Genomic DNA, 15,724 nt, shown 5'->3' with positions numbered 1-15,724 from the left:
GCCGATGATCGAGCCGACGCCGAGGGGTGCGCCGTTGCGCGCAGAGCAGGACGTCGCCCGGGCCGGCTGGGTGCTGGACGCTCTCGGCACGCTCGGGTGTTTCGACGGGATCGTCCCGCCGCGGTTCGAGGCGGCGGTGCGGATCCTGCATCCTTCCGGCAGGGACCCATGTGTGCGCTCGCGCGAGGTCGCCGAACGCGAGGGGACCGACCTGCATCCGCTGGCGCAGTGGAACCCGCTTGTCGGCGAGCACCTGGGCGAGTGCTCGGCGCCCCGGCTCGGACTTCTTCCGCTCGACGAGCTCACGCTGATCGCCGAGGCCCTCGCCGCGCACACGGCGACTCCGGGGGACTGCCTCGCCGTCCTCTGGGCGAGGTTCGGGACGCTGACCGGCGGGTCGGCGACCGTATTGTCCCGCTCGGGCGGATCGGACTGGTTGCCCGAGTGGAGGAGCGACACCCGCCCGACCGGCTGGGAGCACCCCGAGATTGCCGCCGCGGGGACAGTAGGGCCGCCCGGGCGCGACGGGCCTCTTCTGCCGCTGGACGTATGGGCTCTCGAAGACACTGGCTGGGCGCGCGTCTCGGGCTTCGCGGATGCCTCGGGGCTTTCCACGCGGACTCCGCTCGCCCTCTGGCCGGAGGACCGGGCGTGGTATCTCGCGAGCGAGGTCGACGTCGACTCGACGCTGGTCGGCGGCTCGCGGGCCCTCCTCGACGACCTGCTGCTCCTCTCCCGCACGGGGCGGATCGAGGCGCTCCTCCTGCCGCTCGAGGTGGACCTCACGAGCACTGGTGACGGCGTGAACCTGAGGCTGCGGGGACGGGGTGACTGACGACGACGAGCGCTGGCTGGTGGTGAAGGGCCGGCGGTGGCGGCGAACCGACCCCTCGCTTCCGAAGGATGTGGTCGCGGGGCTGATCTCGCATCTCGGACGGGGCCGCTCAGCAGTGCGCTCGGCGAGGATGCACGACGACGCGGAAGCCGAGGCGCTGGCGCGGAGGCGGGTGGGTCTCGCGAAGCACGGACTCGGTGAGCGTGGACCGATCTGGTGGGACGAGCCCGAGGCCGATCGACTGGCCCGCGCGCGGGAGGCGCTGAGGGCGCTCGAGGAGCTCGACGCTCCGGGGGACTGACTCGACTGCTGCATGTCACGAGCGTGCTCGGTCCGCGGGTGCCGGTGGGCGGGCCCGGGCTGATCGGGGGAGAGTTGGGGGATCCGGCGGCTGTGGAGGAGTGGCGGCTTCGGCGCGGCTGGTGCGATTCGCAGGGGATTTCGACGGCGCCGACCGTTCCATGCGGCGTCGAGGGGTCCGCCCGCTGAAAAACCTGCAGATCGGACGTGTTCCTGCGGATCGGACGTGTTCCTGCAGATCGGACGTGTTCCTGCGGATCGGACGTGTTCCTGCGGACCGCGTGCGATATGCAGGGGATCGTGCGCGTGAAGAAGCAGGAAAGCGGACGGATCGACGATGGTGCGCGGATCCCCTGCGAATCGCACCTTCCCCTGCGAATCGCACGATCCCCTGCGAATCGCACCTCGCCCCGCTCACGTCACGCCGACACCCCTCCACCCCGCGAGCGGACGCGTCACCGGGTCGCGTGCCCCTGCGAGAAGGGCGGAACTCCCTCGAGCAGCGACCCCGCCAGTGAGAGCGCCCCACGCACGCCGGACTCGTCGCCGAGTGCCGGGCGCACGACGCGGATCCGCCCGCCGGCCGTCCCCGTCGCTCCGGGCATGCCCATCAGCCGCTCGACCTCGGCTTCGATCGCGGGGACAAGCCCCGGCGTCTTCGACACCCCTCCGCCCACCACCGCGAGCCGCACGCCCGCGACGTAAGCGAGCGTTGTCACGAGCTGCGCGAGGTAGTAGGAGCTGAAGCGGAGGTTCGCGGCCGCCTGCTCGGCGCGGAGGCGGGAGCCGTCCATGCCCCAGCGGGCCGAGATCGCAGGACCGGCGACCAGGCCTTCGAGGCAGTCTCCGTGGAACGGGCAGGTGCCCGCGAAGCCGTCCTCGGGGTGTCGTCGGGGCAGCAGATGCGCGACCTCTGGCCAGCCGCTGCCGGCGAGGAGCCGCCCGCCCGCGATGACGCCTCCGCCGACTCCGGTGCCGACCGTGAGGTAGACGAAATCGCCGACTCCGACTCCCCAGCGCGCCTCCCCCAGTGCGGCTCCATTGACGTCGGTCACGAGTGCGAGCCGGGCGCCCGACGCTGCCGCGCCGAGGGGGCCGAGCACGTCCGTGCCCTCCCAGCCGAGCTTCGGGGTGGAGGTGAGGTGGCCGTAGGTCGGGGAGGAGGGGTCGATATCGAGCGGACCGAAGGAGGCGACGCCGATTGCGGCGACGGTGCCCGGGACTGCGTGACCGCCGACGAACCCGGCCAGGTCGGCGAGGGTCTCGTCGGGCCCGCGGGTGGGCAACGTCGTCGTCGCGAGGATCCGCTCGGGGTCGGCTGCCGTTGCGACCGCCGCCACGACCTTGGTCCCCCCGGTCTCGATGCCGACGAGGAGGGGACGGTCGGTCGTGTCGGTCATGGAACTCCGGGCTCGTGCGGTACGGCGGGGCCTCAGCAGGCGGTCAGCGATTGCACCTGCGCCGACAGCGTCAGGGGGCTACCGAGCAGGAGGACCTGATCGAGGTCGTGGCTCTGCATCTTCACACGGGTGGTGCGCGGGAGGCAGGTCGGCTCGCTGAGGTAGAGCGCTGCGCCCTGTCGCGCGGCGACAGGGCCGACGGCGAGGGCGTCGGCGAAGCCGGTCGCGGTGGCCAGGTAGACGGTGTCGGTCAGGTCGGAGGGCGGGAAGGCGTCGTTGAGCAGGCGGCTGGTGTCGTGCCGGTCGACGCCCGCGATGCGGGAGACCGTGTCAGCCAGCTTCGCGGCGCGCAGATCGGCTTCGACTCCGGTCGAGATCGACGGTGCACCGCCCAGCAGGCGCGCGGCGACGGGGTCGAGGCGGGCGAGGGAGTCGCGGGTCGCCTGGTCGAGCCGCGAGCGGGCGCCGTCGACGAGCAGTACAGGCTCCTCGCGGCGGCCGGCGATCGGCGCGACAGAGAGGGCGTCCGGGAAGCTGGTCCCCGTGGCGAGGAAGACGTCCGGGTAGCTGCCGGCCGGGAAGGCGTCCTCGACGATCCTGCGCGAGGTGTCGTAGCGGTCCGTTCCCGCGATGCGGTCGGTCCGGATCCCCAGGGCCGCGACCTGCTCGAACACCGCGTCGCTCACGGAGAGGGAGCTGCCGACCACGACGATCCGCTGCGGTGCCAGGCGGCGCAGCTCGGCCGCCACCACGTCGGGCAGGACGTTCGGATCGGTGAGCAGGAGCGCACCGCCCTGCTTGGCCGCGGCGGGACCGGCACTGAGCGCGTCCGGCCAGTTCGCTCCGCTGGCGAGGTAGACGACAGGCGCCGCATCCGTGAACGCGGAGGCGGTCACCGCGACCGCGGTGGCGTAGCGGTCTGTGCCGGCGAGCCGGGCGGTGTCGGAGGCGTAGGCGGACGGGAAGAAGTCGACGTCGCTGCGTCCGCCCGGGGGAACGGAGACGACGGCGCGCTCGTCGAGGCGGGCCAGGCGGGAGAAGTACTGGTCGTCGTAGGCGGGGTAGCCCGGCTCGACGAGGCGCAGGAGGTAGTCACCGGCGGGCAGAGGGAGCTCGCCCGTACTCCAGGCGCGGGCGGCATCGGGGGCTCCCGTGGCCGGGATGGAGGCGAGGCGCGTGTACGTCCCGCCGTCGGCCCACCAGGCCTGCACGGTGAAGGCGGACGAGGAGACGCCCGCGATCGCGTCGGCGCTGATCGACCCGGACAGCGCGGCGGTGCGCGGGAGGGTGATGGTGAGGTCCCCGTCGGGCCCCTGGGTCGTCTTCGCGGAGTCGGCGATCGGAGTGTCGCCGTACCAGGTCGGGTACCAGTCGTCGCTGCCGATCAGGGTCGCGCGGAGGGTGAGGGGCTCGCCGCCCGGGACGGCGACGGAGAAGTCGGGGCCGGTCTCGACCAGTGCCACCTGCGCTCCGGCGGCGTCCTGGACGCGCAACTCGAAGCGCGGATCAGCGGGGGCAGGATGCTCCTCGTCGGCGTCGCGGAGCGCGACGGTGCCGGACAGGACGGCGTCGGCCGCCTCCTTCTGAACAGCGTTGGCGCCGGGGAGGTCGGCGACGGCGGGACCGGCGGCGAGGCCGACGAGCAGGAGAGCGGAGACGCCGATCGCGGCGAGGGAGCGTGCGGGCACGGCGGGCCTTTCGCAGAGTCCGCGGGAGGCCGCGGCGGACACGGTGTCTGAATGCTAGCCGCCGCCCACGGTCCGGCGGGGGGCTGAGTATCGGTGGGAGTAACCCCCATCCGGGGGTCTGACGAGGTTCGTGACCCCGCCGAGGAAGTCCGCACGAGCAGACTCCCCCCGACGGGTGTCCCTTCTACGTGGCGACCGCTGCCGTGGCGGCGGAGGAGCGCGTCGCCGTCGCATAGCCGGTCTTCTTGCCCGTGACGGTCACCGTGATCGTCTTCCCCACCGTGGCGCTGGTCGGCCTGTAGGTGGCGGCCGTCGCCCCGCTCAGGGCGGTTCCGTTCGCCTTCCACTGGTAGGTGAGGGTGACGGGGGAAGGGCCCCAGGTGCCGGGCTTGGCAGTGAGTGTCGAGCCGACCTTGGCGGTGCCGGTGACGCTTGGAGTCGCGGCGGAAAGGGTGCCGGCGACCACCGCGCCCGTGGCGGCGGAAGTCTTCGACGCGCCGGCGTATCCAGACTTCGACCCCGTGACTGCCACGGTGATCGCCTTGCCGATCGTCGCGCTGGTCGGAGTGTACGTTGCGGCCGTCGCTCCGCTCAGGGCGGTCCCGTTTGCCTTCCACTGGTAGGCGAGGGTGACGGGGGAGGGGCCCCAGGTGCCGGGCTTCGCGGTCAGGGTGGAGCCGACCTTCGCGGTGCCGGTGATCGTGGGTGTCGCCGAGGTGAGGGTGCCCGCGGTCACGGCCGCGGTTCCGGAGGAGACCCGCGTCGTCGAGACGTAGCCCGACTGGGAGCCCGCGACGGCGACCGTGATCACGGTGCCTGCGTCGGCCGGGACCGGTCGGTACGTGCGGCCGGTCGCTCCGCTGATCGCGGTGCCGTTCGCGCGCCACTGGTAGGCGAGGGCGACGGGCGACGGCCCCCACGTTCCGGCGTTCGCCGTCAGGGTCGACCCGACCTTCGCAGTGCCGGTGATCGTCGGCGTCGCTGCGGTGAGGGCGGTGCCGCGCAGGGCGACCACGGTCGCTCCGGTCGGGCTCTCGCCTCCTGCGTTGACCGCGGCGACAGTGAGCGTGTAGGTGCCGCTCGCCGCGAGGTTGGTGAAGGTGAAGGAGCGCGTAGAGCCCGCGACCACGGTGGACCAGGGGCCGGACCCTGCGTTGTCGACGCCGTTGCGTGAGACGCGGTAGCCGGTGATCCCCGGATTTCCGGCCGAGACGGGCGGCGCCCAAGCGATCGTGGCGGTTCGCGCCGTGTCGTTCGTTGAACCAGTCACCCCTGTGGGCACGGATGGCGCGGAGTAAGGGTTCGCGACCTCGGTCGCGGTGGCGGGCAGGCTGCTGCCGACCGCGTTGATCGCCTGGACGGCGAAGGTGTAGGAGGTGTTTGGTCGGAGATTCGTGAAGGTCTGTGAGCGGCGATCGGCTGCAACGACGGTCGACCAGGGGCCGCTGCCGGACGCGTCGGTGCCGGTGCGAGCTACTCGGTAGCCAGTGATGTCGGTGCCGCCGACGGAGTAAGGCTCGTCCCACTCGATGGTGATGGATGTGCCGGTGGAAGACACGCGGAGGCTGTCGGGTGCGTTCGGTGCCGAGACATTGGCTCCGAAAGTGGCGCACGACGCGGGGGAGTCGGCATAGGTGCCGTGTTCCGCGTCGTAAGACCATTCGACCTCAGAAGAGGCCCAGATGCACAAGCTGTAGCGGCCCGAGGACGCAACTTCGAAGGTGAACGAGTTGTCCGCTGGCGAGAGGTAGCCGTCGAAGTCGTCGTAGGGATGGTAATCGTAAGGAGACGAGAGGTCGTCGAGAATGTAGTGATACCCGTCGAAGTTGCAGGCCTCGCCGTTCGCCGATGGTCGCTGCCACCGCGCAGTAGCAAGCGCAGTCCCCGGATCCACGGCGACGGTCAGACCGGTCGGTGCGGGAACGTCCCAGAAGTGGGTGAAAGATCCCTCTGCCGAGGTACTCTGAGAGGCCGAGGGCGCTAGCGGCGTCCCTTCGCTTCCACCAGTGAAGGGCGCCCGCATGTCGGTGACGCTCACAACCTGGAAAAAGTAGGGATCGGGGGAACGTTTCACATCCACCGTGACAGTCGCCTGACCGGTGACCTCGAGAAGGCTGACCGAATACGGGTGTCCGTAGTCCTCCTGGTTCCAGTAGTTCGAATGGATGCCATACACGTGGATCCGGTAACCAGCTGGCGCTGAAGTCGGCGCCGTCCACGAAATTGTGACGGCATCCGTGCAGTTGTTGTCGGCCGCGACCACATTCGTCGGCGCGGCCGGCGACCCCGCGGCCTGAGCCGGAGTGGCGACGAAGAAGGAGAGGAGGAGAGCGAGCAGGAGCCAGACGCTGAGGGTCTTCGTGCGCATGAGTGTGCATCCAGCTTCGTCGCGGGGAGAAGGCCGACGATCGTCGGGCTGCAAGGATCGTCCCACCGGCTGGCGGACGTCCGTAGTCCCCCTTTTTTGGGTTCCGATCGCCCTCCGCCGCGCGCGCGTCGCTGGGGGAACCTCGAACCGTCGAGGGAGCCCCCTCCAGCTGGTTCCCTCGACGGGCCGGGGTTCCCTCGATGGGCGGGGCGCTGCGTGAGAGGGGGTGTGGACGCATGATGTGTGCGTGCCACGGCGGAGAGTGAGGGATTGCGGCGTGTCACACTGGGCGGGAGCGTGCTCGCACCCCGCCGGGGCACGGAGCCACTGGACCCGGTCCGCTCATCCGCATCCTTTCGCAGGAGGACTCGAATGACCGATACCGCCGTGCTCCCCGAGGCACCCGCCCGAACCTCCGTCGCGAAGACGATCCTGATGTGCCGCCCCGAGCACTTCACCGTCGTCTACCGCATCAATCCGTGGATGGACCCGCAGGTGCCCACCGACACCTCCCTCGCCGTCCGGCAGTGGCAGACCCTCTACGACACCTACGTCGACCTCGGTTTCGCGATCGAGCTGATCGAGCCCGAGGCGGGCCTGCCGGACATGGTCTACGCCGCCAACGGTGGCTTCGTGATCGACGGCATCGCCTACGGTGCCTCCTTCACTTTCCCGGAGCGCCAGCCCGAGGGCCCGGCCTATATGGACTGGTTCCGTTCGGCCGGCTTCGACGTCCGCGTTCCGGAGGAGGTCAACGAGGGGGAGGGCGACTTCCTCCTCGTCGGAGAGCGGATCCTCGCGGGCACCGGCTTCCGCTCCGCCTCCGACTCGCACGCCGAGGTCGGCCGCGTGTTCGGTCGCGAGGTCGTCACGCTGGAGCTGGTGAATCCGTCGTTCTACCACCTCGATACCGCGATCGCCGTGCTCGATGACGCGACCATCGCCTACCTCCCGAGCGCGTTCAGCGAGGAGGGCAATCGCACCCTCCGCGAGCTCTACCCCGACGCGATCCTCGTCTCGGAGGAGGACGCCTCCGTCCTCGGCCTCAACTCCTTCTCGGACGGCCTGAACGTGGTGATCGCCGCCCGCGCGACGGGCTTCGAGCGCCAGCTGCGCGAGCGCGGGTACAACCCGATCGGCGTCGACCTGTCCGAGCTGCTGCTCGGTGGCGGCGGCGTGAAGTGCTGCACGCTCGAACTGCGCCGCTGACCCCCGGCCGGTGCCGCCCCTGCGCAGCGCCGGCCCACCCTCCACTGACTCCTGGAGAGTCGATCGTCCCCTCAGGAGGAACGACATGAGCATCACCGACACCACCACTGCACGCTCCGCCGCCCTCATCGCCGCGGAGGAGGAGCACGCCGCCCATAACTACCACCCGCTGCCCGTCGTCGCGGCCACCGGCGAGGGCGCCTGGATCATCGACGTCGAGGGCCGCCGCTACCTCGACTGCCTCGCCGCCTACTCCGCCGTGAACTTCGGCCACTCGCACCCGGTGCTCCTGGAGGCGGCCCGCGAGCAGCTCGGCCGCATCACCCTCACCAGCCGCGCATTCCACAACGACCGCCTCGGCCCGTTCGTCGCGGCGCTCGCCGCGCTCGCCGGCAAGGACATGGTCCTGCCGATGAACACGGGCGCGGAGGCGGTGGAGTCGGGCATCAAGGTCGCCCGCGCCTGGGGGTACCGGGTCAAGGGCGTTGCGCCGGGGCGGGCGAACATCGTCGTCGCGGCAGGCAACTTCCACGGCCGCACCACCACCATCATTTCGTTCAGCGACGACGCGGAGGCGCGCGACGGCTTCGCTCCGTTCACGCCCGGGTTTCGCACGGTCCCATTCGGGGATGCCTCAGCCCTCGAGGCCGCGATCGACGAGGACACCGTGGCCGTGCTGATCGAGCCGATCCAGGGTGAGGCGGGCATCGTCGTACCGCCCGCCGACTACCTGCCGGCTGTGCGCGAGATCACCTCGCGGCGGAATGTCCTCTTCATCGCGGACGAGATCCAGTCCGGCCTCGGCCGCACCGGCGCGACCTTCGCCTGCGACCTGGTTGGAGTCATCCCGGACGTCTACCTGCTCGGCAAGGCTCTCGGCGGCGGCATCGTCCCGGTGTCCGCCGTGGTGGCGAATGCCGACGTGCTCGGCGTCCTACAGCCCGGCCAGCACGGTTCGACCTTCGGCGGGAACCCGCTCGCCGCCGCCGTCGGCCTCGCGGTCGTCGAGATGCTCGCGACCGGCCACTACCAGGCCCTCGCCCGCGAGCGCGGCGCCCAGCTGCACGCGCGCCTCCAGGCGCTCATCGGTCGAGGAGTGGTCGCCGTCCGCGGCGCCGGACTGTGGGCCGGCATCGACATCGACCCGCAGCTCGCCACGGGCCGCGCCGTCTGCGAGGCCCTGATGGCCCGCGGAGTGCTGGCCAAGGACACGCACGGCTCGACGATCCGGCTGGCGCCGCCGCTGGTGGTCACCGCCGCTGAGATCGACCTCGCCGTCGACGAGCTGGAGGCCGTGCTCGCGTCGCTGCGCTGAGCCGGCCCTGCTCCGCGAGATGCCACTTGGGTACGCCTCTACCGGCGTGTCGCCCACTCAAGTGGCATCTCGCGGAGGTGGGGTCAGCGGGTGGCGCCGGCGACGGCGGACTCGGGGAGGGTGCTCATGGGGAGGGTGTACTCGCCCTTCAGCGCCGAGGTCCACACGGTGGCGGGGGCGACGGCGGCGAAGTTCGAGTTGAGCAGCGCCATCAGCGTGGTGTGCAGGGAGTGGGCGTCGACCGAGCCGGCATCGTTCGAGAGAGCGACGGCACCGGTGGCGTCAGAGAGGACCTCCGCTCGGAGCCCGTGCGTCTGGGCTTCGGCGGCCGAGGCGAGGATGCAGTTGTTGGTCATGTAGCCGACGAGGGTGATCGTGTCGACGTCGTGCTCGCGCAGCCAGTCGAGCAGGTCGGTCCCCGCGAAGACGCTGCCGAACTGCTTCGTCACGCTCTTCCAGGTGTCGGAGCGGCGCCGCTCGATCTCCGGGTGCAGCGCGAAGGACGGGCCGGCCGGGTCGAAAATCGGTGCTCCCTCGCCTGCGCTGTGCTGGACGACGGCGATCGGGAGGCCCGCTGCGGCGGCGGAGTCGAGGGCGGCGGCGATCCGCGGCAGCGACTGCGCGTGCGGCGGGTACTGGATTTCGAGCGGACCGCTGAAGTACTCCAGCTGCACGTCGACGAGGATCAGTGCGCGGTGCGGTGTGGTCATGAGGTGCTCCTCTCGGTGGCGGACGTCCCCGATCCTTGCGCCCGGGGCTGGGAGCGGCGGTCAGCCACCCGGCCCGCGACTCGGTCATGCGCGCGATCACTCCTCCGCTCGCGCCTCCTCCGGACGGCGCCCGGACTGCTCAGCGCCAGCCGCCATCTCGGGCGCGACCACCACAACGGCCGAGCCGTCCGATCTCGGGTCGCTGGCGGCGTCCCACCCTTGCTCCGTTGCCACGATCACGTTGCTGTGCCCAAGAAGCTCGTCGCGGGGCGGGACGACACGGAGCGGGAAACCTGCATCGGCGAGAGCATCACGGGCGGCGCGCGGAACGTCCGCTTCGATCGTTACGGTCTCCTCCACGTCGCCATCGTCCTGAATGCCGACGACCCACCGCGGTGCAGAAGTCGCTTCGAGTGCGGAGGATCCGGCGACAAGGCGCAGAAGAAGGTGCGTATGGATCTGAGCCTGCGCCTGACCGCCCATCGTCGCACCGGCGTAGGCGAGAGCGCCGCTTCGCTCGACCAGCACGGGCATCAGCGTGTGCGGTGGTCGGCGCGAGGGGGCGTAGGCGGCGGGATGTCGCGGGTCCAGGGAGAACGAGGTGCCGCGGTTATGGAACAGGATCCCCGTCTCCGGCTCGAGGACGCACGCGCCGAACGCCCAGAACACCGACTGGACGAGGGAAACCGCCCACCCGTCGTCGTCGACCGCGACCAGTCCGACGGTGTCGCCCGTCGCCGGCGCGATCGCGGTCGCGGGCAGGGACGCCGGCTCCGGCATCGCGATCAGCGCGTCGGCGTCGTGATGGGCCGTGTCAGGGTCGGAGAGCCATCGGCGGCGGACGCTGTTGCTCGCATAGAAGGTCCGCGCGAGCAGACCCGCATCCGCGCCGAGCGGGTCGGGCCAGGCTGCGGACGCGGCGGTCACCGCGTTGCGCAGGAAGGCGAAGCCCTGCGAATTGGGGCGGCCCGTGTGCAGGTCGAGGCCGAAGACGCGTCGTGTGAGCGCTCCGGAGACCGTCGGGCGGTACTCGGCGGCGTCGTCCTCGGTCAGCGCCGAGCCGAGCGCACGCAGTCCGGCGATCCAGCGCGCGGCGAGGGGGCCGCGGTAGAAAGCCGAGGTGCCCTGCTCCTGCAGGGTCTCGAGCGTGCGGGCGAGCTGCGGCTGGCGCAGAGTGTCGCCTTCGACGAGGCCCCGGCCGTCAGGGAGGAAGAGGGCGGCGCAACCGGGGTCGGCCGCCAGAGCATCGCGGTCCACGCGGATCGCCGCACCGACCGAGCGGGAGACGGGAGCGGACTCCGCCCAGGTCCGTGCGGGCTCGAGCAGCTCGCCCAGGGGGAGTCGCGCGCCCGCGTCGTGCAGCACGCCCCAACCGGCGACGCCGCCGGGCAGGGTGACCGTGTCGATGCCGCGGGAGGGGAGCTGGTTCTCGTAGCGCGCGCGCATCGTGTCGAGACTGCTTCCGCGCGCGGAGGTCCCCGTTGCGTTGATGAAACGGATGCGGCCGTCGGGGCTGCGGACGAGGGCGACGAGGTCGCCGCCGAGCGCGACGTTGTTCGGATACACGACGCACAGCGCCGCCGCGGCGGCAATGGCCGCGTCGACCGCGGAACCGCCGGCGCGTAGTGCGCGCTCGCCGGCGGAGGTCGCCAGGTAGTGCGACGTCGATACGGCCCCGCTCATGCTTCGTCCGTCGAGACGGCCGGGCGCTCGGCTGAGGCGAGCAGGATCTGCTCGAACACGGTTCGGACGTGCTGACGCGCGGCTTCCTCCGCGAGTGCACTGTCCTTCTGAGCGATGGCCTCGTAGATCCGGCGATGTCCGTCGTTCGAGGTGCGCAGCCGCGCGACCGACTGCAGGGTGCTGCGCCGGCTGGGCGCGATCCGGGTCGAGATGAGGTCGGTCAGCTGAGCCATGAGCGGGTTGTGGGTGTAGACCGAAATCGTCTGGTGGAACAGTCGATCCAGTTCGGAATACCGGGCCAGGTCGGTCTCGGCCTCCATCTCGTGGATGAGGGTCTTCAGTTGCTCGCTGTCGCGAGGGGAGACGCGCTCGGCGGCGAGAGCGGCGATGGGCGGTTCGATGAGGGTGCGCAGTTCCATGATCTCGGTGAGTTCCGTGCCCTGTCTCGTCGTCGTCATCATCGCAGCGAGGGAGTGCGCAGCCGTTCCCGACCGCGAGGAGGGGGCACGGACCGTGGTGCCGCGCCCCGGCTTGCGGTCGATCAACCCGCGCTGCTCCAGCTCGTGCAGGGCCTGTCGCACCGAGACGCGCGACACTCCGAGCTGCTGAGCGAGGGCCTGCTCGGTGGGGAGGCGCTCACCTGGCTTCAGCGAGCCCTCGAGGATCGTCCGCTCGATGTCGAGGGAGAGCTGGTCCGGGAGGGAGAGGGTGGGTGAGCGTCGGAGCGCAGACCATTCCATGAGATCCCCTTCCGTGATGTGTGAGTCCACATTGACGGTTGGTCCTACCGACTGTCAAACTCCGTCTAGGACGATCGTTCAACTGATGCACCACGAGAGGAAGCGACATGATGCGCACTCGACTCGCCGCGCTGTCCGGTATGGGAGCACTTGCTCTGCTGCTCGCCGGCTGCGCCACGTCAGCCGGTGGCTCCGACGCAGAGAGCGGAGGAGGTGACGCGCTCGGGTTGATCGAGCCCGGCACTCTCACCGTGTGCGTCAACCTCGAATCCCCGCCGAACGTGTACGCCGAGGCCGACGGCACGCCGGTCGGCGTCGAGGTGGACCTCGCGAAGGATATGGCCAAGCAGATGGACCTCGACATCGCGTTCAGCGAGTTGTCGTTCGCGGGACTCATCCCGGCCCTGCAGGCGCAGCAGTGCGACACGATCATCTCGTCGCTCTACATCAAACCCGAGCGCGAGGAGATCGCGAGCTTCGTCCCCTACCTCCTTTCCGGCTCCGGCATCGTCGTGGCGAAGGACAACCCCGCGGGCATCGACGGATACGACGACTCCCTCTGCGGCACCAAGGCGATCGGCATCAACGGCGCGACCGGCGCCGGCCTGCTCGACGAGCAGGCCGCGGCGTGCACCGCCGCCGGCAAGCCCGGCATCGACGTGACACTGACGGACAAGGCGGCGGACGCGCTCCAGCAGGTCATCGCGGGGCAGCAGGACGTCTACCTCGACACCGCCGAGGGCGCCGCGTACTTCGCGAAGCAGTCGGAGGGCCGGCTGATCCCTGTCGGTAAGACCGTGGGCGAGATCACGATCGGCGCCGCATCGCTGAAGTCGAACACGGCCCTGCACGACGCGCTCGCAGCGTCCTTCGCCGCACTTCAGGAGGACGGCACCTACAAAGGCATCCTCGACACGTGGGGCTTCGACGCTCTCGATATCGCGAACGCTTCGTCCTGATCACCTCAGGAGGCGCTGTCCGGCAGCGCCTCCTCCCGGCAAGGAGACATGATGACCTTCGACTGGTCCTATTTCTGGGAGAGCCTGCTCACTCCCAGTCCGCGGTTCCTCAGCGGACTCGCGCTCACCATCCTGATCTCCGTGACGGCGATGGTCCTCGCTCTGATGGTGGGACTGGGGATCGCGCTGCTCGGTCGCAGCCGCATCCTCCCGTTCAGGCTCTTCGCGAGCTTCTATGTGTGGATCATCCGCGGGACGCCCCTGCTCGTCCAGCTGGTCATCCTCTACACCGGCTTCGCTGCGATCGGGCTGTTCCGATTCGAGGATCAGGACCTCGCCGGAGTCCTGGTGAAGGGCGCCGTCCAGGCCGCGGTCGTCGGCCTGATGCTCAACGAGAGCGCCTACATCTCCGAGATCGTCCGCTCCGGACTGGAGTCGGTGGATCGCGGACAGACCGAGGCGGCGCTCTCGCTGGGGATGACCCCCGGTGCCGCCATGCGCCGGATCATCGTGCCGCAGGCGATCCGGATCATGGTGCCGCCGCTCGGGAACTCCTTCAATGGGCTGATGAAGCAGACCTCCGTCCTCTCTGTCATCGGCGTTGCGGAGATGTTCCAGGCCGGCGCGACCATGAGCGCGGCGACCTTCAAGGTCTTCGAGATCTACCTGGTCGTCGCCCTCTACTACCTGGCGCTCACCACGGTCTGGACAGCAGTCCAGACCTGGATCGAGAACGTGCTGAACGCCCGCGCGGGCCTCCCGCCCGCGGAATCGCTCTGGAAGCGCCTGTTCGGCCTGCGCACCCGCCGCCGGACGATCGCACCGCAGCCCGTACCCGTCGAAGCCGCGTGAGGGCCCCATGAGCACTGCATACACCACCCCTGTCCGGACGATCTCGGCTGGACCGCTCGTCCGCGCCGAGAAGATCGTCAAGTCCTTCGGCGACAAGCGCATCCTGAACGAGGTCGATCTGGCGGTCGAGGCTGGCGAGGTCGTCGTCCTCGTCGGGCCGTCGGGCGCGGGCAAGACGACGTTCCTGCGCACCCTCAACCGGCTGGAACCCATCGACTCGGGCGAGATCTTCGTCAACGGGGAGCGATTGGGCTGCCGCGAGAGCGCGAACGGGCGCCTCGTCGAGCTCTCGGCCCGCGAGCTGGCCCGGCAGCGCGCCGACATCGGCTTCGTCTTCCAGCACTTCAACCTCTTCCCGCATATGAGCGTGCTGGAGAACATCTGGAGCGCCCCCGTCAGCGTCAAGCGCGAGACCAAGGCCGTCGCCGTCGCTCACGCGAAGGAACTGCTCGCCCGCGTCGGCCTCGCGGACAAGGCCGACGTGCGACCTCGATCGCTCTCCGGCGGGCAGCAGCAGCGCGTGGCGATCGCCCGGGCTCTCGCGATGCGACCGGCCCTGCTCCTCTTCGACGAGCCGACGAGCGCGCTTGACCCGGAGATGGTGGGCGAGGTGCTCGCCGTCATGAAGGACCTCGCGGTCGCGGGGATGACGATGATCATCGTCAGCCACGAGATGGGCTTCGCTCGCGAGGTGGCGGATCGGGTGATCGTGATGGACGCGGGCAGCATCATCGAGTCTGGACCCCCGTCGCAGGTGTTCACCGCCCCTCAGAACGAGCGCACCCGCCAGTTCCTCTCGAAGGTGCTGTGATCCCGGTGGGCGCCTCGGGCACCTGCGAGCAGCTGTACTGCCTGACCCTGGCCTGGGACGAGATCCCGGAGTGGATCTCGATCGCGGGAGGGTCCGACGAGATCCTCCTCGAGCCCGTCTGCGCCGTCCTCATCAAGAGCTCGATCGGCTGGGTCCTGCTCGACACCGGGACCGACGCGCGCCGGTTCCGCGGCCCGGACGCGGATCGCGAGCTGTATGCGCCAGGAGGGCTGCCCGTCTTCCCCACCGACGGCGACCCGCTCCTGGACGCCCTTGCCGCGCATGGCCTGACGCCCGCCGACATCGTCCTCGCGGCCGTCTCGCACCTCCACTTCGACCACTCCGGAGGGCTCCGGCATCTGGCCGGAGCGGGCGTCGAGGTCTGCGTCCAGCGCCGCGAGCTCGAGTTCGCGATGACGGCGGCGGGCCGCGAGGATGCCTACCTGCGGGACGACTACGACCTCGGCGGCCTGACCTGGCGGGTGCTCGACGGAGACGCGGTCCTCGCCCCCGGCATCGAGGCGGTCTCCACTCCCGGCCACACCCCGGGGCACATGTCCTACCGGGTGCGGATGGCGCAGACGGGCACGTGGCTGTTCGCTATGGACGCCATCGATCTCCAGGCCGGCATCGATCTCGACCGCGTCGTCGGAACGCACGCGCTCCCGGAGGACGCGCCTCTCGTGCGCACCTCGCACGACCGGTTGACGGCGCTGGCCGCGGCGGAGGACGCGAGGCTGATCGCCGGGCACTGCCCGGTCAGCTGGCCCACCGTCGACGGAGCCGAGGGCCACCGCTGACGCCCGGCTCGCGGTGGACGCTGAGGGCCGGAGTCGGCGAGGTGGCGCTCGCGC

The 15,724-nt window shown here is 70.5% G+C and carries 14 protein-coding genes; 8 read left to right on the top strand and 6 right to left on the bottom strand.

What is annotated here, in order from left to right:
- The first annotated feature begins 4 nt into the window (after nucleotides 1–4).
- Both C5D07_RS01780 and C5D07_RS01775 read left to right on the top strand, forming a co-directional pair.
- Entirely contained in the window at nucleotides 5–835 is an 831-nt protein-coding gene (locus C5D07_RS01780; protein WP_104258514.1) for a hypothetical protein, read from the top strand.
- Nucleotides 828–1,136 (top strand): biopolymer transporter Tol, encoded by a 309-nt coding sequence (locus tag C5D07_RS01775; protein ID WP_104258513.1) that lies wholly within the window; start codon nucleotides 828–830, stop codon nucleotides 1,134–1,136. The genes C5D07_RS01780 and C5D07_RS01775 overlap by 8 nt, the downstream gene beginning before the upstream one ends.
- A 454-nt stretch (nucleotides 1,137–1,590) precedes the next feature.
- On the opposite strand, the gene C5D07_RS01770 is transcribed toward C5D07_RS01775, so the two are convergent.
- The 3 genes from C5D07_RS01770 to C5D07_RS01760 form a co-directional block, all read right to left on the bottom strand.
- Nucleotides 1,591–2,535 carry an ROK family protein gene (locus tag C5D07_RS01770; protein WP_104258512.1) on the bottom strand — a complete coding sequence of 315 codons (945 nt, stop codon included), beginning with the start codon at nucleotides 2,533–2,535 and terminating at the stop codon, nucleotides 1,591–1,593.
- Nucleotides 2,536–2,567: 32 nt separating this feature from the next.
- Nucleotides 2,568–4,223 carry a cell wall-binding repeat-containing protein gene (locus C5D07_RS01765; RefSeq protein WP_146076712.1) on the bottom strand — a complete coding sequence of 552 codons (1,656 nt, stop codon included), beginning with the start codon at nucleotides 4,221–4,223 and terminating at the stop codon, nucleotides 2,568–2,570.
- Nucleotides 4,224–4,407: 184 nt separating this feature from the next.
- Nucleotides 4,408–6,591, bottom strand: a complete 2,184-nt coding sequence (locus C5D07_RS01760; protein ID WP_104258510.1) for a fibronectin type III domain-containing protein — start codon at nucleotides 6,589–6,591, stop codon at nucleotides 4,408–4,410.
- Nucleotides 6,592–6,963: 372 nt separating this feature from the next.
- On the opposite strand from C5D07_RS01760, the gene ddaH reads away from it, so the two are divergent.
- Both ddaH and rocD read left to right on the top strand, forming a co-directional pair.
- Complete coding sequence (gene ddaH / locus C5D07_RS01755; RefSeq protein ID WP_068255887.1) at nucleotides 6,964–7,800, top strand: dimethylargininase; 837 nt, start codon at nucleotides 6,964–6,966, stop codon at nucleotides 7,798–7,800.
- A gap of 85 nt (nucleotides 7,801–7,885) precedes the next feature.
- Nucleotides 7,886–9,115 carry an ornithine--oxo-acid transaminase gene (rocD, locus tag C5D07_RS01750; RefSeq protein WP_104258509.1) on the top strand — a complete coding sequence of 410 codons (1,230 nt, stop codon included), beginning with the start codon at nucleotides 7,886–7,888 and terminating at the stop codon, nucleotides 9,113–9,115.
- 83 nt (nucleotides 9,116–9,198) lie between these two features.
- Here rocD and C5D07_RS01745 read toward each other — a convergent pair whose 3' ends face one another.
- The 3 genes from C5D07_RS01745 to C5D07_RS01735 all read right to left on the bottom strand — a co-directional run bounded on the left by C5D07_RS01745 (nucleotide 9,199) and on the right by C5D07_RS01735 (nucleotide 12,248).
- Nucleotides 9,199–9,825, bottom strand: coding sequence for an isochorismatase family protein (locus C5D07_RS01745; protein WP_104258508.1), 627 nt, complete (start codon nucleotides 9,823–9,825; stop codon nucleotides 9,199–9,201).
- 96 nt (nucleotides 9,826–9,921) lie between these two features.
- Nucleotides 9,922–11,508, bottom strand: a complete 1,587-nt coding sequence (locus C5D07_RS01740; RefSeq protein ID WP_104258507.1) for a gamma-glutamyltransferase family protein — start codon at nucleotides 11,506–11,508, stop codon at nucleotides 9,922–9,924.
- A complete protein-coding gene (locus C5D07_RS01735; RefSeq protein WP_104258506.1) occupies nucleotides 11,505–12,248 on the bottom strand; it encodes a FadR/GntR family transcriptional regulator in 744 nt (247 codons plus the stop codon). The genes C5D07_RS01740 and C5D07_RS01735 overlap by 4 nt, the downstream gene beginning before the upstream one ends.
- A 107-nt stretch (nucleotides 12,249–12,355) precedes the next feature.
- Between C5D07_RS01735 and C5D07_RS01730 the strand changes: the two genes are divergently transcribed.
- The 4 genes from C5D07_RS01730 to C5D07_RS01715 are packed head-to-tail and all read left to right on the top strand — an operon-like array spanning nucleotide 12,356 to nucleotide 15,670.
- Nucleotides 12,356–13,207: an ABC transporter substrate-binding protein gene (locus C5D07_RS01730; RefSeq protein WP_104258505.1), complete on the top strand. Its 852-nt coding sequence runs from the start codon at nucleotides 12,356–12,358 to the stop codon at nucleotides 13,205–13,207.
- A 48-nt stretch (nucleotides 13,208–13,255) separates the two neighbouring features.
- Nucleotides 13,256–14,059 (top strand): amino acid ABC transporter permease, encoded by an 804-nt coding sequence (locus C5D07_RS01725; RefSeq protein ID WP_249028145.1) that lies wholly within the window; start codon nucleotides 13,256–13,258, stop codon nucleotides 14,057–14,059.
- A 7-nt stretch (nucleotides 14,060–14,066) separates the two neighbouring features.
- The gene (locus C5D07_RS01720; protein WP_104258503.1) at nucleotides 14,067–14,870 is read left to right on the top strand and encodes an amino acid ABC transporter ATP-binding protein; all 804 of its coding nucleotides are present in this window, start codon (nucleotides 14,067–14,069) and stop codon (nucleotides 14,868–14,870) included.
- The gene (locus C5D07_RS01715) at nucleotides 14,867–15,670 is read left to right on the top strand and encodes an N-acyl homoserine lactonase family protein (protein ID WP_104258502.1); all 804 of its coding nucleotides are present in this window, start codon (nucleotides 14,867–14,869) and stop codon (nucleotides 15,668–15,670) included. The genes C5D07_RS01720 and C5D07_RS01715 overlap by 4 nt, the downstream gene beginning before the upstream one ends.
- The last annotated feature ends 54 nt before the right edge of the window (nucleotides 15,671–15,724 follow it).

The sequence above is a fragment of the Rathayibacter tritici genome, from assembly GCF_002932875.1.
Taxonomy (GTDB): domain Bacteria; phylum Actinomycetota; class Actinomycetes; order Actinomycetales; family Microbacteriaceae; genus Rathayibacter; species Rathayibacter tritici.
This window is presented reverse-complemented; position numbering and strand designations above follow the sequence as displayed.

Coding starts and splice junctions, on each gene's coding strand:
- C5D07_RS01760 (WP_104258510.1), bottom strand. CDS start 6,591: ATGCGCACGAAGACCCTCAGCGTCTGGCTCCTGCTCGCTCTCCTCCTC.
- C5D07_RS01770 (WP_104258512.1), bottom strand. CDS start 2,535: ATGACCGACACGACCGACCGTCCCCTCCTCGTCGGCATCGAGACCGGG.
- C5D07_RS01720 (WP_104258503.1), top strand. CDS start 14,067: ATGAGCACTGCATACACCACCCCTGTCCGGACGATCTCGGCTGGACCG.
- C5D07_RS01735 (WP_104258506.1), bottom strand. CDS start 12,248: ATGGAATGGTCTGCGCTCCGACGCTCACCCACCCTCTCCCTCCCGGAC.
- rocD (WP_104258509.1), top strand. CDS start 7,886: ATGAGCATCACCGACACCACCACTGCACGCTCCGCCGCCCTCATCGCC.
- C5D07_RS01730 (WP_104258505.1), top strand. CDS start 12,356: ATGATGCGCACTCGACTCGCCGCGCTGTCCGGTATGGGAGCACTTGCT.
- ddaH (WP_068255887.1), top strand. CDS start 6,964: ATGACCGATACCGCCGTGCTCCCCGAGGCACCCGCCCGAACCTCCGTC.
- C5D07_RS01725 (WP_249028145.1), top strand. CDS start 13,256: ATGATGACCTTCGACTGGTCCTATTTCTGGGAGAGCCTGCTCACTCCC.
- C5D07_RS01740 (WP_104258507.1), bottom strand. CDS start 11,508: ATGAGCGGGGCCGTATCGACGTCGCACTACCTGGCGACCTCCGCCGGC.
- C5D07_RS01745 (WP_104258508.1), bottom strand. CDS start 9,825: ATGACCACACCGCACCGCGCACTGATCCTCGTCGACGTGCAGCTGGAG.
- C5D07_RS01780 (WP_104258514.1), top strand. CDS start 5: ATGATCGAGCCGACGCCGAGGGGTGCGCCGTTGCGCGCAGAGCAGGAC.